A 25,432-nucleotide genomic window follows, 5' to 3' on the forward strand; every position below is an offset into this window, starting at 1 on the left:
CTTTCCCCGCGCCACGGCATCGCCGGCCCTGCCTCACATCCGGTCCCACTCAAGCGCGTGGGATACAAACCTCCGGATACGAAACGGCCATTCTATCGCATCTGACAAATTACAAGTGGTGTGCAGGTGGTCGATTCACCCGCCAAAGTCAAGGCCCGGCATGTTCCAGGCCCCGTAACGTCATCCGTCGTCGAAGGATATTTCCCCCCGCCGCAGGGCCTCCCAGGCCAGCAGCCGAGGGCGCAGACTGGCCCACGCGCGCTCGTCCAGCGTGCCGGCACACATCCGTTCGGTATCCCCCCGCAGGTCCTCGCCGAACTGGCGCACATTCATCAGCGCATAGAAATGCCACCATTCCTGCGCGACATCGACCGCCATCAGATCGTCTGGCGCACTGAGCGCCATCGGCAGCGGCCGGGCCGACAGAACGGCGGCGCGCTCTTCCGCCAGCCCGGCCTCATCCAGCCAGGCAGCCAGCGCATCGGCATCCACCAGGCCCCCCTCCGATGCCGCGTCCATCAGCCCCGCCCGGACCCGGCCCAGCGCCGGCGGCAGGTCCAACCGGCAATAGGCATCCTCGACTTCCGACAGCAAGCCCGGATGACGCAGCAGGATCGCGGTCAGGATCCGCATGCGTTCCTCCGTCGCCGCCAGGGCATCGAACGGCGCCGCCGCCACCGGGGCAACGGACGGCCTGGCCCCACCATCCCGACGTGGCCCGCCACCCGGACGACGCCGATAAGTCTCGAAAAACCGATCCACCAACGTCGAGCGGTATTCCGAGGCCAGCCCCTTGTCGGCGATCATCGCCGCCGCATCCGTCAAACGCCGGCGCAGCGCCGCCCGCTGCTCGGGCCCCGGATCGCGCACCCCCTGGGTCAGCAACTCGAACAGGACCGCACTCAACGGCCGCGCGCCCTCCACCAGGGCGGCAACCGCCCCCGCGCCCCGCGCGCGCAGCAGACTGTCCGGATCCTCCCCCTCGGGCAGGGTGCAGAACCGGACCGTCCGCTCCATCGACAGCAGCGGCAACGCCGTCTCGGCCGCCTTCACCGCCGCGCGCTGCCCCGCACCATCCCCGTCGAAACACAGGATCGGTGCCGGCGCCAGACGCCACAACGCCTCCATCTGCTCGGCGGTCAGGGCCGTACCCAGCGGAGCCACCGCCCCCGGAAAGCCGGCCTGATGCAGGGCAATAACGTCCATATAGCCCTCGACGACCAGCAACTCGACCGGCGGCGCCCCACGCGGCCGCGCCATCCGCAAGGCGCTGCGGGCACGATCCATGCCGAACAGCACCCGCCGCTTCGAGAACAGCTCGGTTTCCGGCCCATTGAGATATTTCGGCTGCCCATCCCCCAGGATGCGCCCACCGAACGACACCAGCCCCCCCTTCCGGTCCCGGATCGGAAACGTGACGCGGTTGAAGAACAGTTCTCCCTTGGGCCGCCCGTCCTCATCCACGCGCATCAGCCCAGCCCGCACCAGCAGTTCGGGCGTCACCCCCTTGGGACGCAATTCCTCCAGCAGACCGCCCCGGCCCTCGCCCGACCACCCCAGCCCGAATCCGGCAATCGTCTCGTCGGACAGGCCGCGCCCACGCAGATAGGCCAGCCCACCCCGCCCCTCCGGCGCATGCAGCCGCCGCACCCAGGCGGCCTGAACCAGTTCCAGCACCTCTGCCAGATCACGGCTACGCTGCTCGTTCTCGCGCTGCTGCGGGCTGGCACGCGGCACTTCCAGCCCCGCCTCGGCCGCCAGTTCGGCAACCGCCTCAGGAAACCCCCGCCCCTCACTCTGCATCACGAACGTGATCACATCGCCATGCGCGCCACATCCGAAACAATGAAAGTGGTCGTCATAGACATAGAAAGACGGCGTTTTCTCCCCGTGAAAGGGGCAGCACGCCTTCCAGTTCCGGCCCGAGCGGACAAGCTTCGTCCGCCGCCCGATCACCGATGCGATCGGCGTGCGGGCCCGAAGCTCCTCCAGAAAGGCGGGGTCGAGCGCCACCCGTCAGGCGGACAGCAGCGACTTGACGAGGCCGCTGGCCTGCCCCGCATCAAGCGCCGCGCCAAAGCGCGCCTTCAGCGCCGCCATCACCTTGCCCATATCCTTCATCGACGCCGCCCCCAGTTCGGCGATCGCCTCGCGCGCCGCCGCCTCCAGCGTCGCCGCGTCCAGTTCGGCCGGCAGATAGGCGCGAATGGTCGCGATCTCCGCCTCTTCCTTTTCGGCCAGTTCGGGCCGCCCACCCTGATGATACATCGCGGCCGACTCGGTGCGCGACTTGATCATGCCGCGCAGCATCGACACGATCTCGTCCTCCGACACCTCCGCGCTCCGCGCGCGGGCGGCGATGTCCACATCCTTCAGCTTCGCATTGACCATGCGCAGGGTCGCGACCTGCGCGCTCTGCCCGGCCTTCATCGCAGCCTTGAGGTCTTCCATGAAACGTGCGCGAAGGCTCATGATCCGTACTCCTGAATTGAGAGGCACCTACCGGACGGGGTGCCTTCGGGTAAACAGCCGGAAGATTTTTCCCACCCGACAGAGAACAATCAGGGTGGGAATTTTCTTCCCAGCCCCACGAGAGGCTGGTAGGAGATAACCCCGGAAGGAAGAATTCTCCATGCCGTCATCGATCGACCACATCATCGACCGTCTGGGCGGGGCCGACAACGCCGCCCGCCTGACCGGCGTCGGGACCGAGGCCATCCGCAAATGGCGTCAGGCCGGCGCGATTCCGCCCAAGCACTGGACGGTCATCCTGCGCCATACCGGCCTCAGCCTTTCCGACCTGCAACCCGATAGCGTGCCCCCCAGCAAAGCGTACGATGGACCGGAGACCCAGATGACCGAGCGCCAGGTTCCCGCCTCGCCCCAAGCCGCCATTCCCACGGGCGCCACCGCCGCCCTGGTGCTGGCCGACGGCACCATCCTGTGGGGGCGCGGCTTCGGCGCGCACACGCCGGCCACCGGCGCCGCCATCGGCGAACTGTGCTTCTCCACCGGCATGACCGGCTATCAGGAAACCCTGACCGACCCATCCTTCGCCGGGCAGATCATCACCTTCACCTTCCCCCATATCGGCAATGTCGGCACCAATACAGCCGATGACGAAGCCGCCCGCGTCGCGGCCCGCGGCCTGGTCGTGAAGCAGGACCTGACCGAACCCGCCAACTGGCGCGCCACCCAAGATCTCGACGGCTGGCTGAAAGCCCGCGACGTCCCCGGCATCTGCGGCGTCGACACCCGCGCGATCACCCTGCGCATCCGCGACGGCGGCCCGCAGACCGCCATCCTGGCCTACCCGGCCGACGGCGCGTTCGACCTCGACGCCCTGCGCGCACAGGCCGCCGCCTGGCCCGGCCTGGAAGGCATGGACCTGGCGCGCGACGTCACCTGCGCCAAGCCCTATGGCTGGGACGAGGGCGTATGGACCTGGCCGGGCGGCACCCTGCCCCTGCCCGCCAAGCGCCGCCGCGTCGTCGCCGTCGATTACGGCGCCAAGCGCAACATCCTGCGCTGCCTGGCCAACGCGGGCTGCGACGTCACGGTCGTCCCCGCCACCGCCACGGCGGAAGAAATCCTCGCCCTCGACCCCGCCGGCGTCTTCCTCTCCAACGGCCCCGGCGACCCGGCCGCGACCGCCGCATACGCGGTGCCCGCGATCCGCGGCGTGCTGGATGCCGGCAAGCCCATCTTCGGCATCTGCCTCGGCCACCAGCTCCTGGCCCAGGCTCTGGGTGCCCGCACCTACAAGCTGGCGCGCGGCCATCGCGGCGCCAACCAGCCGGTCAAGGACCTCGGCACCGGCAAGGTCGAGATCACCAGCCAGAATCACGGCTTCGCGGTGGACGAATCCAGCCTGCCCGACGATGTCCGCGTGACGCACAGCAGCCTGTTCGACGGTTCGAACGAAGGCATCGCCTCCACGCGCTACGCGGCCTTCTCGGTCCAGTACCATCCCGAGGCCAGCCCCGGCCCGTCGGACAGCCACTACCTGTTCGACCGCTTCGTCGCCCTGATCGACCGCACCAATCAGCCCGCCTGAAAGTCGCGCCCCCATGCCCAAACGGACAGACATACGCTCGATCCTGATCATCGGCGCCGGCCCGATCGTCATCGGCCAGGCCTGTGAATTCGACTATTCCGGCGCCCAGGCCTGCAAGGCCCTGCGCGAGGAAGGCTATCGGGTCATCCTGGTCAACTCCAACCCGGCCACGATCATGACCGATCCCGGCCTGGCGGACGCCACCTATATCGAGCCGATCACCCCGGAATTCGTCGAACGCATCATCCTGCGCGAAAAGCCCGACGCGGTGCTGCCCACCATGGGCGGCCAGACGGCGCTGAACACCGCAATGGCGCTCGACAAGTCGGGCTTCCTCAAGAAGCACGGCGTGGAACTGATCGGCGCGGATGCCGAGGTGATCGACCGCGCCGAAGACCGGCAGAAATTCCGCGAGGCGATGGACGCGATCGGCATCGAGAGCCCGCGCAGCACCATCGCCCACACGCTCGACGAAGCCCGCGCGGCGCTGGAGCAGGTCGGCCTGCCGGCGGTGATCCGCCCCTCCTTCACCATGGGCGGCTCGGGCGGCGGCATCGCCTATAACCGCGAGGAATTCGACCAGATCGTCACCTCCGGTCTCGACGCCTCGCCCACCACCGAAGTCCTGATCGAGGAATCGGTGCTGGGGTGGAAGGAGTTCGAGATGGAAGTCGTCCGCGACCGCGCGGACAATTGCATCATCGTCTGCTCGATCGAGAATATCGACCCGATGGGCGTGCATACCGGCGACTCGATCACCGTCGCCCCGGCGCTGACCCTGACGGACAAAGAGTACCAGCGCATGCGCGACGCATCGCTGGCCTGCCTGCGCGCCATCGGCGTCGAGACCGGCGGCTCGAACGTCCAGTTCGGCATCAATCCCGCCGACGGGCGCATGGTCGTCATCGAGATGAACCCCCGCGTCTCGCGCTCCTCCGCCCTGGCCTCCAAGGCCACCGGCTTCCCGATCGCCAAGATCGCGGCCAAGCTCGCGGTCGGCTACACGCTCGACGAACTGGCCAACGACATCACCGGCTCCACCCCGGCGTCGTTCGAGCCGACCATCGACTATGTCGTGGTCAAGATCCCGCGCTTCACCTTCGAGAAATTCCCCGGCACTCCGGCCCTGCTCTCCACCAGCATGAAGTCGGTGGGCGAGGCGATGGCCATCGGCCGCTCCTTCCCCGAGGCCCTGCAGAAGGGCCTGCGCTCGATGGAAACCGGCCTCGCCGGGCTGGACCCGGTGGAAGCCCCCGGCGACGGCGGCCCCGACGCCTTCCGCGCAGCTCTCTCCCAGCCTCGGCCGGAACGGATTCTCATGGCCGCCCAGGCCCTGCGCGCCGGCCTGAGCATCGAAGACATCCACGCCGCCTGCAAGTTCGAGCCCTGGTTCCTGCGCGAACTGGCCAGGATCGTGGCGGCCGAACACAGCGTGATCCGCGACGGCCTGCCCCGCGACGCCCAGGACATGCGCCGCCTCAAGGCGATGGGTTTCTCCGACGTCCAGCTCGCCCGCCTGTCGGGCACCTCGGCCGCCGAGATCGCGACCCTGCGCACCCGCCTGGCGGTCACGCCGGTCTACAAGCGCATCGACACCTGCGCGGGCGAATTCGCCTCCAGCACGCCCTACATGTACTCGACCTACGAGGGCGGCTTCGGCACGCCGGAATGCGAAAGCCGCCCCACCGACCGGCAGAAGGTCGTCATCCTCGGCGGCGGCCCCAACCGCATCGGCCAGGGTATCGAGTTCGATTATTGCTGCGTCCACGCCGCGTACGCGCTGCGTGAGGCCGGGTTCGAGACCATCATGGTCAACTGCAATCCCGAGACGGTCTCGACCGACTACGACACCTCGGACCGGCTGTATTTCGAGCCCCTGACCGCCGAGGACGTGATCGCCCTGATCCGCCGCGAGCAGGAAAGCGGCACCGTGCTGGGCTGCATCGTGCAGTATGGCGGCCAGACGCCGCTGAAACTGTCCCACGCGCTCGAAGCCGCCGGCATCCCGCTCCTCGGTACCCCGGCCGACGCGATCGACCGCGCCGAGGACCGCGAGCGGTTCCAGGCCATGCTCCAGCGGCTGAGCCTGCGCCAGCCCGCCAACGGCATCGCCCGCTCGGCGGCCGAGGCCGAGGACGTGGCCGACCGCATCGGCTATCCGGTGGTCATCCGCCCGTCCTACGTGCTGGGCGGCCGGGCGATGGAAATCGTCCATGACCGCGCCAGCCTCCAGCGCTACATGCGCGTGGCCCTGCAACTGGCCGGCCAGGACATCGCCTCCGGCCCGGTGCTGATCGACCGCTACCTGAACGACGCGATCGAGGCCGATGTCGACTGCATCGCCGACGGGCAGGAAGTCTACGTCGCCGGCGTCATGGAGCATATCGAGGAAGCGGGCATCCATTCCGGCGACAGTGCCTGCTCGCTGCCGCCCTACACGCTCTCGCCGGCCATCGTCACCGAACTGAAGGCACAGACCGAGGCCATGGCCCGCGAACTGGGCATCGTCGGGCTGATGAACGTCCAGTACGCGATCAAGGATCAGGAAATCTTCGTCCTGGAGGTCAATCCCCGTGCCTCGCGCACCGTGCCCTTCGTCGCCAAGGCGACCGGCGTGCCGGTGGCCAAGATCGGCGCGCGGGTCATGGCCGGTGCGAAGCTGGCGGAATTCCGCCTCGACGACCGCGCCGTGGCCCCGCATGTCGCGGTCAAGGAAGCCGTCTTCCCCTTCAACCGCTTCCCGAACGTGGACACGATCCTGGGCCCGGAAATGCGCTCCACCGGCGAGGTCATGGGTCTCGACGCCTCCTTCGAGCGCGCCTTCGCCAAGTCGCAGCTCGCCGCCGGCGTAAAGCTGCCCCTGTCGGGCACGGTCTTCCTGTCGGTGCGCCGCAGCGACAAGCCGACGGTGCCGGCGCTGGCCCGCCGCCTGGTCGATATGGGCTTCACCATCCTGGCCACGCGCGGCACCGCGCAGCACCTGCGCGAGGCCGGAATCGCCGTCCAGGTGGTGAACAAGGTGCTGGAAGGCCGGCCGAACTGCGTGGACGCCATCCGCTCCGGAGAGGTGCAGATGATCATCAACACCGCCCACGGCGCACAGTCGGTCGCGGACAGTTTCGACATCCGCCGTTCGGCCCTCACTTCGGGCATTCCGCACTTCACCACGATCGCCGGCGCACGCGCCGCCACGCACGCGATCGCGGCGATGCGGGAAGGACCGCTTGAAGTCGCGCCGCTTCAATCCTACTTTAACGGATCGTTCTGAGCGTACCACACCCACGCCGGGAACAGGGCAGGCACCGCCAGCCCCGTTCCCGGCGCTGTCGGTCTTGTGGGATGCTCTTGTTGCAATCTGCCATGTCGGCCATCTGACCGACCTTCACCCTGGGGACGCGCCTTGCAGAAATTTCCGATGACAGGCAAGGGCCTGCAACGGCTGGAAGATGAACTTCGCAAACTCAAGAGTGAAGAACGCCCGGCCGTGATCCGCGCGATCGCCGAGGCCCGCAGCCACGGCGACCTGTCGGAAAATGCCGAATATCACGCCGCCCGCGATCGCCAGTCCTTCATCGAAGGCCGGATCATCGAGCTGGAAGAGATCGTCTCCTCGGCCGAAGTCATCGACCCCTCCACCCTGTCGGGCGACCAGGTGAAGTTCGGCGCCCAGGTCAGCCTGGTGGACGAAGAGACCGACAAGGAAGCCACCTACCAGATCGTCGGCGTGCACGAGGCCGACATCAAGCAGGGCCTGCTGTCCGTTTCCTCGCCGCTGGCCAAGTCGCTGATCGGCAAGAAGATCGGCGATACGGTGTCGGTTCCCGCGCCCGGCGGCGACCGCACCTACGAAATCCTGGCCGTCACCTACGGCTGAGGCAGCCGGCGATGATCACGCTCGATGACGTCCGGGCCGCCGCCGCCCGGATCGAGGGGCGCGTCCTGCGCACCCCCACGGTTCCCTCGCACGCCCTGTCGAAGGCGACCGGCGCGGAGATCGTGCTCAAGTTGGACAATCTCCAGGCCGTAGGCTCGTTCAAGGAGCGCGGCGCCGCCAACAAGCTGGCGCTGCTGACACCCGAGGAACGCAGCCGCGGCGTCATCACCGTCTCGGCCGGCAACCACGCGCAGGGCGTCGCCCGCCACGCCTCCCTGCTGGGCATCGACGCGGTCATCGTCATGCCGCGCTTCACCCCCGCCGCCAAGGTCACGCGCACCGCCGCGTGGGGCGCGCGCGTGGTGCTGGCGGGCGACAATTTCGCCGAAGCCACCGCCCATGCCGACGCATTATGCGCGGCGGAAGGCCGCGTCTTCGTCCATCCGTACGACGACCCGGCGGTCATGGCCGGCCAGGGCACCTTCGCCCTCGAACTGTTCGAGGATGCCGGCCCGCTCGATGTCTTCGTCGGCCCCATCGGCGGCGGCGGCCTGCTGTCGGGCTGCGCCGTGGTCGGCGCCGCCCTGCGGCCGGAGATGGGCATCGTCGGCGTGCAGGTCGAAGCCTATTCCTCCCTCTCCGATTTCCCCGGCGACGAACTGATGCCCCCCGGCGGCGCCACGATCGCCGAAGGCATCGCGGTGCTGCGCATCGGCCGCCAGCCGCTTTCCGTCATCCGCGATCACGTCTCGCGCGTGCTCGTGGTGCCCGAACGCGCGGTCGAGGACGCCATCACCCTGATGGCCGAGGGCGCCAAGCAGGTCAGCGAAGGCGCCGGCGCCGCGGCCCTGGCGGCGGTGCTGACCTACCCCGAACTGTTCCGCGGCAAGCGGGTCGCCCTCCCCGTCACCGGCGGCAATATCGACAGCCGCATCCTGGCCAACACCCTGCTGCGCACCCTGCTGCGCGACGGGCGCCTGCTGTGCCTCAAGATGGACATCCCCGACCGGCCGGGCGTGCTGGCCGACATCTCGCGCACGATCGGCGATGCCGGCGGCAACATCATCGAGGTCTCGCACCAGCGCCTGTTCACCGCCGCCAGCGTCCAGGCCGCCGAACTGGAAGTGATGATCGAAGCCCGCGATCCCGTGCACGCCCAGCAGATCATGGATGAACTGGCCAAGACCTACATCGTCCGCCGCGTCTGAAGAGGCTGTTTCAAAAGCCCCGCTAGCGGCGGCCTGACGGCTGTTTCCTGCGCTTCGGTGCTCACGGCCATCAAGGCCGCTCCGCTCCGATGCTCAAAAACCACCGCCAGACGCATGGCTACCGCCACGCTTCCGCTCACTATCAGAGCTTTTGAAACAGCCTCTGAATCCGGAGTTCCTTGCTCACGGCGACACGGCCCGATATGTTGTCGTAACGATACAAGGGCTTTGCCCTTGACCCACCAAAGGGCAGTCGCCCTTTGGAAACCCGTTCGTTATCAATAGATTGGGGTCAGGGGCACACGCATGGGAAGTGGGACGAATCTGCAGGCGCGCCAGGTCGGCGCCGATGCCCTGCCCATCATCTCGATCGCCGGCCTTTGCTCGGCCGATCCGGCGCAACGTCAGGCCGTCGGCGACGCCCTGCACGCCGCCTGCACCCGCACCGGCTTCTTCTACTGCACCGACCACGGCGTGCCGCAGGGCCTCATAGACGCCGTGCTGGCGGAAAGCCGCCGCTTCTTTGCCCTGCCGGCGGAAGACAAGGCCCGCCTCGACAAATCCCGGTCCTCCTGCAATCGCGGCTACGAAGCACTCCGCAACCAGACGCTCGAAGCCGGCGCCCCGCCCGACCTCAAGGAAGGCTTCTATATCGGCGCGGAACAGCCGGACTGCGGCGGCCAGCGCTTCAACCAGGGCCCCAACCAGTGGCCCACGGCCATGCCCGGCTTCCGCCCCGCCATGATGGCCTATTCCGCCGCCCTGACCGTCGTCGCGGAACGGCTGATGCAGGGCCTGGCCCTCTCCCTCGGGCTGGAAGATTCCTTCTTCAGCACCTATTGCCGGGATCCCCAGATCACGCTGCGCCTGCTGCACTACCCACCCCAGCCCGCCAACCCGCAACCCGGCGAAAAAGGCTGCGGCGCCCACACCGATTTCGGCGGTCTGACCCTCCTGCTCCAGGACCAGAGCGGCGGCTTGCAGGTACGCGGGCCGGACGACGGCTGGATTCACGCCACCCCCATCCCCGGCAGCTTCGTCGTCAATCTGGGCGACATGATCGCGCGCTGGACCAACGACCGCTACCGCTCCACGCTGCACCGTGTGGTCAATATTTCCGGGACCGACCGCTATTCCGTGCCCTTCTTCTACACGGGCAATGCCGACTACACGGTCTCCTGCCTGCCCGGCTGCCTGGCACCGGGCGAAACGCCGCGCTACCCGCCCGTCACCGTACAGGACCATCTGCGCGCCATGTACCGCCGCACCTATGGCTGATCCCCTATGACTGCTCCTGGCGCCGACCCCCTCCTGCTCATTCACGGCGCATGGCAGGGCGCATGGGTATGGGACGGCTTCCGGGCGGCGCTCGCCCGTCGCCCCAATCCACGCCAAGCCATCGCCGTCGATCTCCCCGGCAACGGCGCCGACGGCGCGCCGCCCTCGGTCGCCTCCCTGCCGGCCTATCTGGAGCATCTCGACCGGATCGTCACCGACATCGGGCGCCCATTCAGCATCGTCGCCCATTCCGGCGGTGGCGTCGTCGCCTCGGCCCTGGCCGAACGGCATCCCGGCCTGACACGCCGGCTGGTCTATATCGCCGGCATGATGCTGCCATCGGAAACCGGCTTCGCGGACATGGTCAACCATCTGCTGCCCACCGACCCGACCGCCTCCGGCGTCACCCCGTGGCTCGACTGGCCGGTGCCGGGCGAAATCTCCACCGTCCCGCCGGAAGCCGCCATCGCGTTCTTCCTCCAGGACTGCCCGCCGGCCGTCGCGATACCGGCCGCGCGCCGCCTCACGCCGCAGGGCGAACGCGGCCGCGCCCTGACCGCGCATCTGACGCCGGAGCGTTTCGGCACGATCCCGCGCCTCTACGTCCAGGCCCTCCGCGACAGGTCCGTCACCCTGCCCTTGCAGCAACTCATGTGCCAACGGCTCCCCGGCGCGACCATCCGCACCATCGACACCGGCCACGCCCCCCACGTCGTCGCCCCGGACGCGTTGCTCGACATCCTGCTGCCCTTTCTCGATTCCCCCGGATGAACCGCATCCGGCCGTTCGGGCCCCGCACGGCCACACGGCGCGGCCTCCTGCACATGGCCACCGCCGCCTCGCTCGCCACGGCCCTGCCGCCCGGCCGCGCCGCCGGCCGCGACCTCCCGCCCGACGACCCGATCCTGGCAAGGCTGGCGGCCCAATGGTCCACGCCGTCCCTCCCCCCGATCCGCGAGGAAGACGCCCTCCTCGCCATCGCGCATATCAGCCCGGTCACCGATGGCGGCTGGAGTTCCCTGCATAATCGCGCGGTCCAGGCCGTCCATGCCGCCTTTCCGCGCCTGCGCACCGTCTGGGTGGAAAACGTTCCCTTTTCGGCCGATGCCGAACGCATTCTCCGCCAGTTCGTGGCCGAAGGCGCGAACATGGTGCTGGCCGGCGCCGATTACGGCGATTTCCTCACCGAAGTCGCCGAACGCGCCCCGGAGGTCGCATTCGTGCAGTGCGACAGCAACCGCCTGGCCCGCAATGTCGGCTGGTACTATATCGCGCACTGGTATGCGTCCTACGTCATCGGCATCGCCGCCGGCCGGCTGACGCGCACCGGCCGCCTCGGCTTCATCGCGTCCTTTCCGCTGCCCAGCGTCTATGGCAGCGCCAACGCGCTGCTGCTGGGCGCCCGCTCCGTCCGTCCCGACACGACCATGCATGTCGTGTCCATCAATGCCTGGTTCGACCCACAGGGCGCGCTCGGCGCCGCGGCCGCCCTGGCCGATAACGGGTGCGATGTCCTGGCCGGCATCATGGACGAGCCCAGCTACCTGCGCCTCGCCCAGCAGCGCGGCCTGTGGGGCGTCATGTCCAGCACCGACCAGCGCGCCAGCGGCCCCGACGCCTATCTCAGTTCGGTCGTCTACGATTTCCGCCAGCATTACGTCGATCAGGTGCGCGCCCGCCTGGAGGGGCGCTGGATCCCCACCCCTCACCTGCTGCCGCTGGGCGCCGGCGTCGATCGCGACGCCTGGGGGGGGCGCGTGCCCGAAGCCGTACGCCAACAGGCCGACGCCGCGCGCGACCGGATCATGGCCGGCTGGTCCCCCTTCACCGGCCCGCTGCGCGACACGCATGACCGCATCCGCGTTCCCGCCGGGGAACGCATGGACGATCTCAGCCTCTATCGCTGGAACTGGCCCCTGAACGGGGTCTACGGCCTGGACTGACGATCCGGCCGGTCAGGTGTCGTCGATGGTAAAACCGACCTTCAGCGTCACCTGGTAATGGCCGACCTGGCCATTGACGACATGGCCGCGCGTATTCACGACCTCGAACCAGCGGATGGCATGCACGCTGTCCGATGCACGCGACAGCGCGCTTCCGATCGCGGCCTCGATCGTATCGGGCGACGACCCCACCAGTTCGACCACTTTATAGACATGTTCGGACATGATGTTCCTCCCTGTCCTGCGAGGCTGTTGCAAAAGCCCCGCTGGCGGCGGCCTGACGGCGGTTTCCTACGCTTCGGTGCTCACGGCCATCAAGGCCGCTCCGCTCCGATGCTCGAAAACCACCGCCAGACGCATGGCTTGCGCCACGCTTCCACTCACCATCGAGGCTTTTGCAACAGCCTCTGATGGAGGAACAACGGCTCCCGCCTGCCCGGGTTCCGGCCGCCTACTTGGTGCCGAACAGCCGGTCGCCGGCATCCCCCAACCCAGGTCGGATATAGCCGTGCTCGTCCAGTTCGCGGTCGATGGAGCAGGTAATGATCTTCACGTCGGGATGCGCCGCCGAGAGAAACGCCACCCCTTCGGGCGCCGCCAGCAGGCAGACGAAGACAAGCTGCCGCGCGCCCGCGATCTTCAGCCGGTCGATCGCCGCCGCCGCGCTGTGCCCGGTCGCCAGCATCGGATCGACGACGATGCAGACCCGCGCATCGATGTCCTCGGGCAGCTTCATGTAATATTCGACCGGTTCCAGCGATTCCGGGTCGCGGAACAGGCCGATATGCCCCACCCGGGCCGCCGGCAGCAGGTCGAGCATCCCGTCCAGGATGCCGTTGCCGGCCCGCAGGATCGACACCAGGCAGAGCTTCTTGCCCGAGAGCAGGCGCCCTTCCATGTGTTCGAGCGGCGTTTCGATCTCCACCGTCTCCAGTGGCAGGTCCCGCGTGGCCTCATAGGCCATCAGCAGGCTGATCTCGCGCGTCAGGCGGCGAAAACCGGCGGTTGACGTGCTCGCCTGGCGCAGCCGGGTCAGCTTGTGCTGAACCAGCGGATGATCCAGCACCACCACGGGCGCGGAAGGGGGGGTAATCACATTCTCGCTCATTCTGCCCTTTTACGGCAGATCGTGGCGGAACCGAAAGGGCTACCCGCCCTCTCAGGCGGCGTCGGGCACAAAATTCAACGCCAGCCCGTTGATGCAGTAGCGCAGCCCGGTCGGCCGGGGCCCATCGGGGAAAAGATGCCCCAGATGCCCCTTGCAGGAGGCACAATGGATTTCGGTCCTGACCATCCCATGGCTGGTATCGGTATGGCTTTCCACCGCATGCGGCAGCACGTCATAGTAGGAGGGCCAGCCGCTGCCGCTGTCATATTTGGTCTCGGAGCGGAACAGGGGCGTGCCGCAGGCCGCGCAGCGATAAAGTCCCGCCCGCTTTTCATGGTTCAGCGGGCTCGATCCGGGGCGCTCGGTGCCATGGTCGCGCATCACGCGGATCTGCTCCGGCGTCAGCGGGCCGCAGCCAGTGCCGCAGGCCGGGCCATCCGTCGGGTTCGCTTCGTTCGGTGTCATCACGCTTCCTCCATCCAGGGGCGCCGATCGCGCCGGAGCCCCGTCCCGGGCATTCGCAATCCCGGCAATCGGTGCCATCATGGGCGACAAAATAACGGGAGAGAATACCCATGGCCGACCAGACACAGCTCCACCCCCGCCGCCCCGTCATGCTCGTCATCCTCGACGGGTTCGGCTGGCGCGAGGACGTGGCCGACAACGCCGTGCGCGCCGCGTCCACCCCCACCTTCGATCGCCTGTGGCAGGAGGGCCCCCGCGCCTTCCTCAAGACATGTGGCGAGGATGTCGGCCTTCCGGAAGGGCAGATGGGCAATTCCGAGGTCGGCCACCTCAATATCGGCGCCGGCCGCGTCGTCATGCAGGAACTGCCGCGCATCTTCGCCGCCATCCGTGACGGCAGCCTGGCCGCCAACCCGGCCCTGACCGACCTGATCGCGGCGGTGAAAAAGACCGGCGGCACCTGCCACCTGATGGGCCTGGTCTCGGCCGGCGGCGTGCATTCCCACCAGGACCACGCCGTGGCGCTCGCCAAGATCCTCGCCAATAACGGCGTGCCGGTCGCCTTCCATATCTTTACCGACGGCCGCGACACGCCCCCGCATTCGGGCCGCGACTACGTCACCCGCCTGCTCAACGACCTGCCGCCCACGGTCACCATCGCCACCATCTCGGGCCGCTACTTCGCCATGGACCGCGACCGCCGCTGGGAGCGGGTGGAAAAGGCATATGACGCCATCGTCTCGGCCCAGGGCCCGCATGGCGACGACCCGCTGACAGTGCTGGACGCCGCCTACAAGGCCGGCACCACCGACGAATTCCTGCCGCCGACCGTTCTCGGCGCCTACAAGGGCATGAAGGACGGCGACGCCATCCTGTCCTTCAATTTCCGCGCCGACCGCATCCGCCAGTTGCTGGACGCGGTGCTGGAGAAGGATTTCCAGGGCTTCACCCGCTCGCGCGTGGTCCATGTCTCGGCCGCCGTGGGCATGACGCGCTACAGCGACCGCCTGGCGGCGCTGATCGGCGTGCTGTTCCCGCCCCAATCGCTCGACGACCTGCTGGGCGAAGTGGTCTCGGCCGCCGGCAAGCGCCAGCTCCGCATGGCCGAAACCGAGAAATACCCCCACGTCACCTACTTCCTCAACGGCGGCAAGGAAGGCGAACTGCCCGGCGAGGACCGGATCATGGTCCCCTCGCCCAAGGTCGCGACCTACGACCTCCAGCCGGAAATGTCCGCCCCCGAACTCACCGAAAAGGCCGTCCAGGCCATCAACAGCGGCACCTACGACCTGATCATCCTGAACTACGCCAACCCCGACATGGTCGGCCACACGGGCGTCTTCAGCGCGGCGGTCAAGGCGATCGAGGCCGTGGACCGGGGTCTCAAGCAACTGGTCGAGGCCGTGCATCGCCAGCGCGGCGCCATCCTCGTCACCGCCGATCACGGCAATGCCGAGACGATGTTCGACCCCGAGACCGGCGGCCCGCACACGGCGCACACCCTCAACGTGGTCCCCGTGGTGCTGTCCGGCGTGCGGGAAGTCACCCTGCATGACGGCCGCCTGGCCGACCTGGCTCCCACCCTGCTGGCCCTGATGGGCCTGCCGAAGCCGGAAGCGATGACCGGCAAATCCCTGCTGGCCACAAAGCACGGCTTCTAAAATGTGTGTCCGTAAACGCGCGCTGGCGGCGATCCGACGCGCGTTTACTCCGCTCCGATGCTCACGGCCCACAAGGCCGCTCCGCTTCGGTGCTCAAAAACACACGCCGGGCGCGGCCCTCCGGGCCGCTCTCGCTCACCAGCCCACGTTTCCGGACACACATTTACCCTCATTCCGCCAAAGCGCGCTGGCGGCAAGCGGGTTCATGAGCACAAGCTTGCTCGCCGGGTTGATCATCGCCAACCCTGTCGGCGCAGCCCCGCCTCATACGTCCCACACCACCCCGCACCACCATGCCGCCCCTCACACCAGCCAGAGCGCGGCCGCCGATCATGCCGCCGCCGCCGCGCGCCGCGCGGTGGCGCAGGCCCATGCCGCCCAGCAGGCGCTGATCGCCCGCCAGCAGCTTCAGGCCCGCGACCTGGCGGCCCGCACCGCCGCCCGCGACGCCGCCCGCGCCCAGGCACGCCAGGACACCGCCAAAGCCGCCGCCCTGTCGGAGGCAACGGTCGATGCCACCACGCAATTGCAGCAGACCGAACAGCAGACCGCCGACCTCAGCGACCGTGTGGCCGCCCTGCGGGCCGAACAGGCCCAACTCCGCGCGGAACTGGGCCGCGACTCGGCGGCGGTCACCCCCATGCTGCCGCTCGCGGCACGGCTGGCGCGCTATCCGGCCGATACGCTGCTGGCCGCCCCGGTCCCGCCCGACCGTGCCATCGCGGGCCTGCTGGTCATCCAGGGCCTGTCGGCGCAGCTCGAACAGCGGGCCGGCGCCATCCGTGCCCGCCGTACCGTCCTGACGGCGCTGGATGCCGACCTGGCGGCCAAGGGCGCGCAACTGGCGGCGCTCCAGCAGAAGCAGGCCGCCCAGCGCGACAGCGTCGCCCGCGCCGCCGAGGCCGCCCGCCAGGCCCAGCAGCGCTCGAACAGCGCCGCCACCCGCGCCGCCCGCCAGGTCGAGGACGCAACGCGCAAGGCCAGCAGCCTGCAAGACGCCGTCAACCGGATCGAAGCCCTGGAAAAAGCGGCCGAGGACCAGTTGGAACAGGCCGCCCAGGCCGCCATCCGCGCCCATCGCGCCGACGAAGCCGCTTCCGCCCGCGCCCGCGCCGCCGCCATCGCCCAGGGGCCGGGCCCCGGTCTCACCACGCCGCCACCGGGCACGCCGGCCGGGCGCGGGGCCCCCGTGCCGGGTGCCATCGTCACCGCCTGGGGCGCCACGACCGAGGCCGGGCCGGCATCCGGCATCACCTACGCCCCCCCTTCGGCCGCCACGGTACGCGCGCCCTGCGCCGGACAGATCGATTTTGCCGGGGCCTTCCGCTCCTACGGCCAGATGGTCATCCTCAATTGCGGGCGCCATTACCGTTTCGTCCTGGCGGGGCTGGGCGCGCTCGCCGTCTCGACGGGGCAGGCGCTCGCCCACGGCGCCCCGCTGGGCCGCATGCCCGACTGGTCGGGCCAGGGCGCGCGGCCGACCCTGTTCGTGCAGTTGCGGCACGGCGGCGGGGCGGTCGATCCCGCTCCGTTTCTATAGTCCTCCTCTCGGCGGTTTCCGCCCGGCACGAGTTCGGTATAAGATCGTCGCAATGATGATGGTCCGGGCCGTTTCCCGACGGCACGGGCCCCACCCGTCCACGGCAGGGGCGGTTTCACTCAGGAGACGCACGGTATGACGTTCCGCACCGGCCTGCTGCTTGGCTGCGCCTTTCTGGCTGGCATCGCGGCGGGGCCACAGATCGCCCACCTCTCCCTCTCCGGGGGGAACAGCCTGACATCCAACGCGCTGGCCGCCAGCCTGGCCAAGGACAGCGATTCGGATTCCCCGGCCGAGAATTTCCGCCTCCTGTCGCTGTTCGGCCATGTGCTGGAACAGGTGAAGGCGAATTACGTCGATCAGGTCTCCAACCGCGAACTGATCATCAACGCGCTGAACGGCATGTTGAGCGGCCTCGACCCGCACAGCTCCTACATGACCGAAAAACAGTACGCCGACCTGCAAACCCGCACGAAGGGCGAGTTCGGCGGGCTGGGGCTGGAAGTCCAGGCCGATGACAGCCACATCCGCGTCGTCTCGCCGATCGACGACACACCGGCCGCCAAGGCCGGCATCAAGACCGGCGACTATATCGTCGCCATCGACGGCAAGAATATCGACGGCCTGCCGCTGGACGAAGCCGTGCAGCGCATGCGCGGCAAGCCGGACACCAAAATTTCCCTGACCCTGATCCGCGAGAAGACGCCCAAGCCGATCATCGTGACGATGACGCGCGCGATCATCCATATCCAGGTGATCAAGTCGGCCCTCTACGATTCCACCGGCTATATCCGGGTGTCGGAATTCAACGAGGAAACCACGCCGGGGCTGGAAGCCGCCTATCGCAAGCTGAAGGCCGACGCCCATGGGCACCTGACCGGCCTGGTGCTGGACCTGCGCTCCGATCCGGGCGGCCTGCTCAACCAAGCGATCGGCGTCAGTGCCGATTTCATCCGCAATGGCGAAATCGTCTCGACCCGCGCCCGCCACGCGCAGGAAAGCCAGCGCTGGGACGCCCACGGTACCGACATCACCGACGGCCTGCCGATGGTGGTCCTGATCAATGGCGGCTCGGCCTCGGCCAGCGAGATCGTCGCCGGCGCCCTGCAGGATCATCAGCGCGCCGTCCTGGTCGGCGAGAAATCCTTCGGCAAGGGTTCGGTGCAGACCATCCTGCCGATCCCCGGCGACGGCGCCCTGCGCCTGACCACGGCGCGCTACTACACACCGTCCGGCCGTTCCATCCAGGGCCTGGGCATCGTCCCCGACGTGACGGTGCGCGAAACCCGCGAGGACCCCGGCTACAGCATCCGCGAAGCCGACCTCAGCCACATCATCAAGAACCAGGGCGGCAACACCGCCAAGCCGCCGGCGCGCGTCGACATGCCGCCGATCGTCTCCTCCATCCCCAACGAGCCGCCGGCCAACTGGCCCGCCTTCGACATGACGAAGCCCACGACCGACTTCCAGTTGCAGCAGGGGCTCAAGATCGTGCGCGCCATGGCCGCCGGCCCGCACACGGCCGATGCCACGCCGGCAAACCAGCCGCGTCATGACTGACGCGGCGTCCCTGCCCTACCGCCGCAATGTCGGGGCCATGCTCTTCAACCACCGGGGCCAGATCCTGATCGGGCGGCGCACCGACCAGCCCGGCGCCGGCGGCCCGCTGTCGGAGGGCGTCTGGCAGTGCCCGCAGGGCGGCATCGACGCCGGCGAAGAGCCCGAGCAGGCCGTGTTGCGCGAAGTGCACGAGGAAATCGGCACCGATCGCGTCGAGATCCTCGCCGCCCATCCGCAATGGCTGACCTACGACCTGCCGGCGGCGCTGGTCGGCAAGGTGCTCGGCGGCCGCTATCGCGGCCAGACCCAGAAATGGTTCGCCCTGCGCTTCACCGGCACCGATGCCGATATCCGCCTCGATGCCCACCAGCCGGCGGAATTCGATGCCTGGCAATGGATCGACCTCGCCACGCTGCCCGAGCACAATGTCGGCTTCAAGCGCGACATCTACCTCACCCTGGTCCGCGACTTCGCCCCCTACGCGCAACCGCGCGGCTGATTGCCCTACACGCCCTCGCGGCACAGGGCCGGCAGAACATGCCGGCTCAACAGCGGGGCGAGGCGGATCGGCGGGTCTTCCTCCCCCTCCACATCCAGCCACAGCATCTCGGCGATCTCCGCCGCGATAACCGGCGTGCCATCCAGTTCCCCGCGATAGATCGCCGCCCGCACCACGCATCCCGGCTCGTTGGCCGCCGGCGCCTCGAAATGCCCCAGCAGCGCCAGCCCGTCCGGATGCAGCCGGCACCCCAGTTCCTCATGCAGTTCGCGTTGCAGGGTCTCGGCCTCGGTCTCGCCCGGCTCACCCTTTCCGCCCGGCAGCATGAAGCTGTCCGTGCCGCGCTTGCGCACCACCAGCAGCGCCCCGTCCCGCACGATCGCGGCCGACACGACGCTGATCACCCGCCCCCGCGCCTTCCTGCCGCTCAATGTCCGGCCGACGGCTTCTTGCCGCCCCCCTTGATCGGTGACAGCAGGAAGCAGAACGGCACCACAAGAAAGGCCCCGATCCCCAGGATCATGAACACCTCGTTGTAGGCCAGGATCGCAATCTGCCGCGTGAATTCGACGAACAGCCGATGCTGCGCCACGGCATCCAGCGCCCCCTGCGCGATCCCGCGCCCGGCGGCGGCCTGCTTCGCATGCGCCAGGTAATCGTTATAGGGCTGATGAAACGGCGTCATCCAATGCACCATCTGCGTCTGATGCGCCTGGCGGATCTCCGTCAGCATGGCGGTGGAACCCGAAATCGCGATAGACCCCAGCACGTTGCGCGCCATGCTGAACAGCGCCGAGGCATCGCCATTCAACTCGCGCGGCAGGGTGGCGAAGGTGATGGTCGAAATCGGCACGAACAGAAAGGCCAGGCTGGCCGTCTGGGTCATGCGGAACATCACCAGGTGGCGGAAATCCAGCAGCGGCACCAGATGCGCCGACCAGAACAGCGACACGCCCATGAAGAAGAAGCCCATCGCGATCAGCGTCCGCAGGCTCAGATATTTCATCGACCGCCCGACCAGCGGAATCAGGATGATGACCGCGATGCCACCCGGCGAGAGGATCAGGCCCGACAGGGTTGCGGTATAACCCATCACCTGCTGCGCATATTGCGGCACGATGATCGCGGCCGCATAGAGCAGCGCGCCCACCGCCCCGATCAGCAACGTGCCGGTCGCGAAATTGCGGTCCTTGAACACGCGCAGATCCACCGCCGGCTTCTTGGTGCGCAGCAGCCACACCACCGCGCCGCCAATCCCCAGCACCGCCAGCACCGCCATGGTGCAGATCATCGACGAGCCGAACCAGTCCTCGTCCTCGCCGCGATCGACCGCAACTTCCAGGCAGCCGAACCCGATGGCGATCAGCCCGATGCCGATAATGTCCAGCGGCGCCTTCTGCTTGCCCGCCCATGGCGGGTCTTCGACGATCATCGACACGGCAAACGTCGCCGCCAACCCCACCGGCACGTTGATGAAGAAGATCCAGCGCCAGGAATAATTGTCGGTGATCCACCCGCCCAGCGCCGGCCCGATCACCGGCGCCACGATGGTCGCGATCGCCGTCAGCCCGAATGCCGCCGCGCGCCTCTCGGGCGGGAACGTGTCGAGGATGATCGATTGCTGGTTGGGCTGCAGCCCACCGCCGAAGAAGCCCTGCATCAGCCGGAACAGGATCAGTTCCGGCAGGCTGGTCGCCATGCCGCACAGGAACGACGACACGGTGAACATGAAGATACAGATCAGGAAATAGCGTTTTCGGCCCAGCAGTTTTCCCAGCCACCCCGAGATGGTCAGCACGATGCCGTTGGCCACCAGATAGGATGTCAGGGTCCAGGTCGCGTCGTCATAGGTCGAGGACAGGCTGCCGGCGATATGCGGCAGCGAGACGTTGACGATGGTCGTGTCCAGGATTTCCATGAACGCGGCCACCGTCACGACGACCGCGATCAGCCATGGATTCGCCTTGGGCTTCCATGGCCTTTCCGCTGGAGGCTGTCCCGCCGGAGCGGACGCGCCGGCCGCCGGGCTGTCGCTCATTCCGTATGCACCGTCGGCACGACCGAGAGGCCCAGCGTCAGCGGCAGGTCGGGCCGCATGCCCTGGTCGATCAGGATCTTCACCGGCACGCGCTGCACGATCTTCACGTAATTGCCAGTCGCGTTCTCGGGCGGGAAGGCACTGAAGGTCGCGCCGGTGCCAAGCTGGACCGAATCCACATGCCCCTTCAGGTTCAGGAACGGATAGGCATCCACCGCGATGTCCACCTTCTGGCCCGGCCGCATATGGGTCATCTGGGTTTCCTTGTAGTTCGCGATCACCCAGACTTCCGGCTCGACGACCGAGAAGAGCGACTGCCCCTCGCTGACGAAGCTGCCCCGCTCGATATTGCGCTGCGAAATCCAGCCGTCATGCGGGGCGCGGATCTCCGTCCAGCCCAGGTTCAGCTCGGCCTGCGCCAACTGCGCCTTGGCCTGCGCCACCTGCGCGTCATACTGGCTGATCCGCGTCTGGGTGTTCGAGATATTGGCCTGCACCGGCTCGGCAATCCGCAGATTACCCTCCGCCTGCGTCACCTGCGCCTTGGCGGCCTGAAGCGCCGCCGTGGCATAGTCGATATCCTGCTGCGTGGTGGCAGCGCGGGCCACCGCATGCTGGCGGCGATAATCGGTCTCGGCCCTGAATTGCTGCGCCTGGGCGGCCTGCAACTGGCCCTGCGCCATCAGCAACCGGCCCGGAAAGTCCTTCTGCGCGACCGCCAGCCCGAACTGCGCGCCTTCCGCCTGGGCCTGCGCGACCTGCAACGTCGCCGCCGCATTGTCGCGCGCCGCCCGATAATCGCGGTCGTCGATCCGCGCCAGCACCTGCCCGGCATGGACGAACTGGTTATCGTTCACCAGCAGTTCCGTCACATAGCCGCGCACATGCGGCGCGATGGTCACCGCGCGGCCGGCGGTAAACGCATCGTCCGTCTCGATGTCATGGCGGGTCAGGAACCAGTAGAGTCCGCCCCCTACGACAATGCCGACCACGAACAGGATCAGGCCGACGCGGACCAGCGGGTTGGGTTTCTTTTTGCGCGATTCTTCCGGCTTGTCGCCCGACCCTGCGCCGTCTTGCTCGGCCATACGGTTCCTCTTGACTTCCAGCTCATGCCGCCAGCGCGGTCGAATGACCGAACCGGTCGGTCAATCCATGGCACGAAGAACCGGATCCATCAACCGCCCAGCCCGATGCGCACGGCGAAAAGACGATCCCCGAACATGGTCATCATGGTGAGAATACGCGGCACACGATCAATCCGTGACATCACTCCGCCCAGGGCAGCCACCCTGGCAGGTCAGATTCTCACAACGAAACGGCCGAACGCGATGCCTGTTCGTACATGCCCGACAGAACGCGCAACGCCTTGGCCAGTTGCCCGATCGGCACGCCAGCAATCTCCCGCGTCTCAGGAACTAGCTCCAGAAGACAGATCTGCCGTATCCGCCCATATTCGTGACAGATCTGCTGCCCTTTCTCCGTGACACTGAGATAGACTTCCTTGCCTTCCTTGGTCCGGGAGATCAGCGCGGCGGATTCCAGCTTCTTCATCGCATAATTGAGATAATGTCGTTCGTGCATGTTCAGCGTGAACAGAATGTCGGTAATACTTTTCCGGCGGCTACGATGGTTCACATAATGCAGGATCAACGTATCGAGTGGCGAAAGGTCCGGCGCACCACTGGCGGCGACGGCCTTGACGATCCAACGCTGAAAGGCGTTGTTCACAACCGTCAGCCCGAATTCGAACTCGCTCAGATCCTCCGCCCCATGAATGGCCAGATGCGAGGACGAGACGATATAGGCGTTCTTGGCCGAAGGTGCGGCAGCGGCCGTCTGCGGAGGTGCCTTTTCCGTCGGCTTCCTGCTCATGATCCTGCCCTTCCTTCATGCCGTATCGCCGGTCGTCCGGCATGAGCCGTCACCAGACCACACCGAAAATCCATCCCGATCTCAGGAGCATAACGGATCATTTCCTCCCCGGTCGAGGGCATAATCCCTTGGAAAGTCCCCTTATCCGCCGATGACGAGCACGGGATCGCGATATCCCACGACCGCCCCCTCCTCAATCAGCCATATGCCGCAATATCCATCTGCCGGCGCCGTGACTCCCTTCAGGATCTCTCCCTGCCTGACGAAGCCGATCACCGTTCCCGCCGTAACCCACTGGCCATCCGCGACGGCAGGCGTTCCCTCCTGCGGATGACATCGCAGAAAAACGCCCATATCCGGCGCCAGCGCCCGGTGCGTCACCGGCGGCTCAGGCTGCATGGCGCCGAATCGCTGCGTCGAGGCATCTCCGGACAAGGGAGCCAGGCGGATACAAAGCCCAAACGCCTTATCCTGATAGGAAAGACGATCAATGCCATGCCTGCGCATTCCTTCCACCAGACGCGTCATCTGGTCGAGCATGTTCATTGCTTGCCCTCCCCATTCCAGCTCCCGTCCTCGATGTAGGTCACGCTCACCCCGCCTGCGCGAAACGTCGGATCCCTCATGATCGCCTGATGGAGCGGCGCGATGGTATCGATGCCCTCGATCTCCATTTCGTCCAACGCACACCGCATGCGTGTCAATGCCTCATCACGCGTACGGCCATGAGCAACGATCTTGGCGATCAAGGTATCGTAGAAGGGGGGAATCACATATCCATCGTACAGATGAGATTCGACGCGAATGCCCGCCCCACCGGGTGGCCGCCAGCGCCTGACCGTGCCCGGAGCCGGCATAAAGCTCCCCATTTTCTCTGCTGTGATCCGGCATTCAATCGCATGCCCGCGCGGATAAAGTTCCTCCTGCGACGCCGAAAGCGGCAAACCCGCCGCAACCCGGATCTGCTCGGTCACCAGATCGAGGCCATGGACCATCTCCGTCACCGGATGCTCAACCTGCAGGCGCGTATTCATCTCGATAAAGAAAAATTCATCCGTATCATAGAGAAATTCAAATGTTCCGATACCGATATATCCGATCTCGCGGCAGGCTGCGGCGCACGCCTCTCCCAACGCGTGGATTGCCGCGCGATTCATGCAAGGTGCAGGCGCTTCCTCAAGCAGTTTCTGATGTCGGCGCTGGATCGAACAATCACGTTCGCCCACCCACACGGCATGCCCGAACCTGTCGGCCAGAACCTGGATTTCGATATGACGGGGCGCCTCGACATAACGCTCGGCATAAATGTCGGCACGCCCGAAAGCCTGTGTGGCTTCCTGTCGTGCGCTTTCCAGCGCAGGTAACAGTTCTGCCGGATGACGGAGGATTCGCATCCCGCGCCCGCCCCCTCCATTCGCCGCCTTCAGGATCAACGGATAACCTATTTCAAGGCAGATCTGCGCACAGGCATCCGGATCGGACGGCAGGGCATCATCCGATCCGGGCAGGCATGGCAGACCTATCGCACGCATCCGTCGGCGTGCGGCGATCTTGTCGCCCATCGTCCGGATCACATCCGCTGATGGGCCGATAAAGACCAGTCCACTCTGCTCGACAGCCTCAGCGAATTCCGGATTTTCCGACAGAAAGCCATATCCGGGATGAATCGCATCGGCCTGGCAAAGCGCCGCCGCCTGCATGATCCGCCCGATCTCCAGATAGCTCGCCTTCGCCGGTCCAATGCACAGCACCTGGTCCACCATGCCAAGATGCAGCGCAGTGCGATCCGCCTCCGAACAGATCCCCACCGTGCGCAGCCCCAGATGACGACACGCCCGCACGATACGCAGGGCGATTTCGCCCCTGTTGGCAATCAGTACCGTTTTGAAGGGCAAACCGATCATGTGCCGTCCTCCATTCTGAACAACGGCGTATGCGCTTCCACAAATGCGCCATCCTCCGCCAGAACAGCCACGACGGTTCCCGCCGAGGGGGCACAGACACGGCTCAGGATCTTCATGACCTCAATCATACCCAGCGTCGCCCCGCCTTCCACGCGCGCGCCCTCCGTCGCATAAGGCTCTGCTCCCGGCGCACTGCTGCGGTAGAAGATTCCTGCCATCCCCGCCCGCACCAGCCTGCCGTCCTCACCCACTTCCCGTTCACGCGCGGGCAAAGACGGCACGACGACAGCGGCGGCCGGAACTGCAAGCGACCCCGCCGCGCAATGCAATTCCACACGCAGGTCTCCCCGCCGATATTCAAGGTCCTGCATCCCGAGACGCGACATCGCCTCCATCAGCGTCTGGACCAGTTCTTCATCCAT

General features: G+C 67.1%; 23 protein-coding genes. 11 read left to right on the forward strand and 12 right to left on the reverse strand.

The window, feature by feature from the left end; translation table 11 throughout:
• Positions 1-180 precede the first annotated feature (180 nt).
• Together dnaG and ACMAUO_RS15595 are read right to left on the reverse strand one after the other, a co-directional pair.
• A complete protein-coding gene (gene dnaG, locus ACMAUO_RS15590) occupies positions 181-2,013 on the reverse strand; it encodes a DNA primase (RefSeq protein ID WP_420357855.1) in 1,833 nt (610 codons plus the stop codon).
• 3 nt (positions 2,014-2,016) lie between these two features.
• The gene (locus ACMAUO_RS15595; RefSeq protein ID WP_420357856.1) at positions 2,017-2,472 is read right to left on the reverse strand and encodes a GatB/YqeY domain-containing protein; all 456 of its coding nucleotides are present in this window, start codon (positions 2,470-2,472) and stop codon (positions 2,017-2,019) included.
• Positions 2,473-2,632: 160 nt separating this feature from the next.
• Here ACMAUO_RS15595 and carA point away from each other — a divergent pair, with 160 nt between their 5' ends.
• The 7 genes from carA (at position 2,633) to ACMAUO_RS15630 (ending at position 12,360) form a co-directional block, all read left to right on the forward strand.
• Complete coding sequence (gene carA / locus ACMAUO_RS15600; RefSeq protein WP_420357857.1) at positions 2,633-4,057, forward strand: glutamine-hydrolyzing carbamoyl-phosphate synthase small subunit; 1,425 nt, start codon at positions 2,633-2,635, stop codon at positions 4,055-4,057.
• Between the two features lie 13 nt (positions 4,058-4,070).
• Entirely contained in the window at positions 4,071-7,325 is a 3,255-nt protein-coding gene (carB, locus tag ACMAUO_RS15605) for a carbamoyl-phosphate synthase large subunit (RefSeq protein ID WP_420357858.1), read from the forward strand.
• A gap of 132 nt (positions 7,326-7,457) precedes the next feature.
• A complete protein-coding gene (gene greA, locus ACMAUO_RS15610) occupies positions 7,458-7,931 on the forward strand; it encodes a transcription elongation factor GreA (protein WP_114726480.1) in 474 nt (157 codons plus the stop codon).
• An 11-nt stretch (positions 7,932-7,942) separates the two neighbouring features.
• Complete coding sequence (locus ACMAUO_RS15615) at positions 7,943-9,139, forward strand: threonine ammonia-lyase (protein ID WP_420357859.1); 1,197 nt, start codon at positions 7,943-7,945, stop codon at positions 9,137-9,139.
• Positions 9,140-9,445: 306 nt separating this feature from the next.
• Positions 9,446-10,417 (forward strand): isopenicillin N synthase family dioxygenase, encoded by a 972-nt coding sequence (locus tag ACMAUO_RS15620; protein WP_420357860.1) that lies wholly within the window; start codon positions 9,446-9,448, stop codon positions 10,415-10,417.
• 6 nt (positions 10,418-10,423) lie between these two features.
• Entirely contained in the window at positions 10,424-11,188 is a 765-nt protein-coding gene (locus tag ACMAUO_RS15625; protein ID WP_420357861.1) for an alpha/beta fold hydrolase, read from the forward strand.
• Positions 11,185-12,360 carry a BMP family ABC transporter substrate-binding protein gene (locus tag ACMAUO_RS15630; RefSeq protein ID WP_420357862.1) on the forward strand — a complete coding sequence of 392 codons (1,176 nt, stop codon included), beginning with the start codon at positions 11,185-11,187 and terminating at the stop codon, positions 12,358-12,360. The genes ACMAUO_RS15625 and ACMAUO_RS15630 overlap by 4 nt, the downstream gene beginning before the upstream one ends.
• A 12-nt stretch (positions 12,361-12,372) precedes the next feature.
• Here the strand turns inward: ACMAUO_RS15630 and ACMAUO_RS15635 are convergent, their stop codons facing one another.
• From ACMAUO_RS15635 to msrB, 3 genes are all read right to left on the reverse strand, one after another.
• Positions 12,373-12,585: a dodecin gene (locus ACMAUO_RS15635; RefSeq protein ID WP_473965184.1), complete on the reverse strand. Its 213-nt coding sequence runs from the start codon at positions 12,583-12,585 to the stop codon at positions 12,373-12,375.
• A gap of 226 nt (positions 12,586-12,811) precedes the next feature.
• Positions 12,812-13,468, reverse strand: a complete 657-nt coding sequence (gene upp / locus ACMAUO_RS15640; RefSeq protein ID WP_420357863.1) for a uracil phosphoribosyltransferase — start codon at positions 13,466-13,468, stop codon at positions 12,812-12,814.
• A gap of 51 nt (positions 13,469-13,519) precedes the next feature.
• Positions 13,520-13,933: a peptide-methionine (R)-S-oxide reductase MsrB gene (gene msrB / locus ACMAUO_RS15645; protein WP_420357864.1), complete on the reverse strand. Its 414-nt coding sequence runs from the start codon at positions 13,931-13,933 to the stop codon at positions 13,520-13,522.
• A 110-nt stretch (positions 13,934-14,043) separates the two neighbouring features.
• Between msrB and gpmI the strand changes: the two genes are divergently transcribed.
• The 4 genes from gpmI to ACMAUO_RS15665 all read left to right on the forward strand — a co-directional run bounded on the left by gpmI (position 14,044) and on the right by ACMAUO_RS15665 (position 19,193).
• On the forward strand, positions 14,044-15,594 hold the full coding sequence (gene gpmI / locus ACMAUO_RS15650; protein ID WP_420357866.1) for a 2,3-bisphosphoglycerate-independent phosphoglycerate mutase: 1,551 nt from the start codon (positions 14,044-14,046) through the stop codon (positions 15,592-15,594).
• A 205-nt stretch (positions 15,595-15,799) separates the two neighbouring features.
• The gene (locus tag ACMAUO_RS15655) at positions 15,800-17,134 is read left to right on the forward strand and encodes a murein hydrolase activator EnvC family protein (protein ID WP_420357867.1); all 1,335 of its coding nucleotides are present in this window, start codon (positions 15,800-15,802) and stop codon (positions 17,132-17,134) included.
• A 135-nt stretch (positions 17,135-17,269) separates the two neighbouring features.
• Complete coding sequence (locus ACMAUO_RS15660; RefSeq protein WP_420357868.1) at positions 17,270-18,694, forward strand: S41 family peptidase; 1,425 nt, start codon at positions 17,270-17,272, stop codon at positions 18,692-18,694.
• Positions 18,687-19,193, forward strand: coding sequence for an RNA pyrophosphohydrolase (locus tag ACMAUO_RS15665; RefSeq protein WP_420357869.1), 507 nt, complete (start codon positions 18,687-18,689; stop codon positions 19,191-19,193). Before ACMAUO_RS15660 ends, ACMAUO_RS15665 begins: the two co-directional genes overlap by 8 nt.
• 5 nt (positions 19,194-19,198) lie before the next feature.
• Here ACMAUO_RS15665 and ACMAUO_RS15670 read toward each other — a convergent pair whose 3' ends face one another.
• The 7 genes from ACMAUO_RS15670 to ACMAUO_RS15700 form a co-directional block, all read right to left on the reverse strand.
• Positions 19,199-19,624: an NUDIX hydrolase gene (locus ACMAUO_RS15670; protein WP_420357870.1), complete on the reverse strand. Its 426-nt coding sequence runs from the start codon at positions 19,622-19,624 to the stop codon at positions 19,199-19,201.
• Entirely contained in the window at positions 19,621-21,231 is a 1,611-nt protein-coding gene (locus ACMAUO_RS15675; RefSeq protein ID WP_420357871.1) for a DHA2 family efflux MFS transporter permease subunit, read from the reverse strand. The genes ACMAUO_RS15670 and ACMAUO_RS15675 overlap by 4 nt, the downstream gene beginning before the upstream one ends.
• Complete coding sequence (locus ACMAUO_RS15680) at positions 21,228-22,319, reverse strand: HlyD family secretion protein (RefSeq protein WP_420357872.1); 1,092 nt, start codon at positions 22,317-22,319, stop codon at positions 21,228-21,230. The genes ACMAUO_RS15675 and ACMAUO_RS15680 overlap by 4 nt, the downstream gene beginning before the upstream one ends.
• A gap of 220 nt (positions 22,320-22,539) precedes the next feature.
• Positions 22,540-23,106 (reverse strand): winged helix DNA-binding protein, encoded by a 567-nt coding sequence (locus ACMAUO_RS15685; protein ID WP_420357873.1) that lies wholly within the window; start codon positions 23,104-23,106, stop codon positions 22,540-22,542.
• A 141-nt stretch (positions 23,107-23,247) separates the two neighbouring features.
• The gene (locus tag ACMAUO_RS15690) at positions 23,248-23,652 is read right to left on the reverse strand and encodes a hypothetical protein (protein WP_420357874.1); all 405 of its coding nucleotides are present in this window, start codon (positions 23,650-23,652) and stop codon (positions 23,248-23,250) included.
• The gene (locus ACMAUO_RS15695) at positions 23,649-25,010 is read right to left on the reverse strand and encodes an acetyl-CoA carboxylase biotin carboxylase subunit (RefSeq protein WP_420357875.1); all 1,362 of its coding nucleotides are present in this window, start codon (positions 25,008-25,010) and stop codon (positions 23,649-23,651) included. Before ACMAUO_RS15695 ends, ACMAUO_RS15690 begins: the two co-directional genes overlap by 4 nt.
• Entirely contained in the window at positions 25,007-25,432 is a 426-nt protein-coding gene (locus ACMAUO_RS15700) for an acetyl-CoA carboxylase biotin carboxyl carrier protein (protein ID WP_420357876.1), read from the reverse strand. The genes ACMAUO_RS15695 and ACMAUO_RS15700 overlap by 4 nt, the downstream gene beginning before the upstream one ends.

It is taken from the genome of Gluconacetobacter brunescens (genome assembly GCF_048695475.1).
In the GTDB taxonomy this organism is placed as follows: Bacteria; Pseudomonadota; Alphaproteobacteria; order Acetobacterales; family Acetobacteraceae; genus Gluconacetobacter.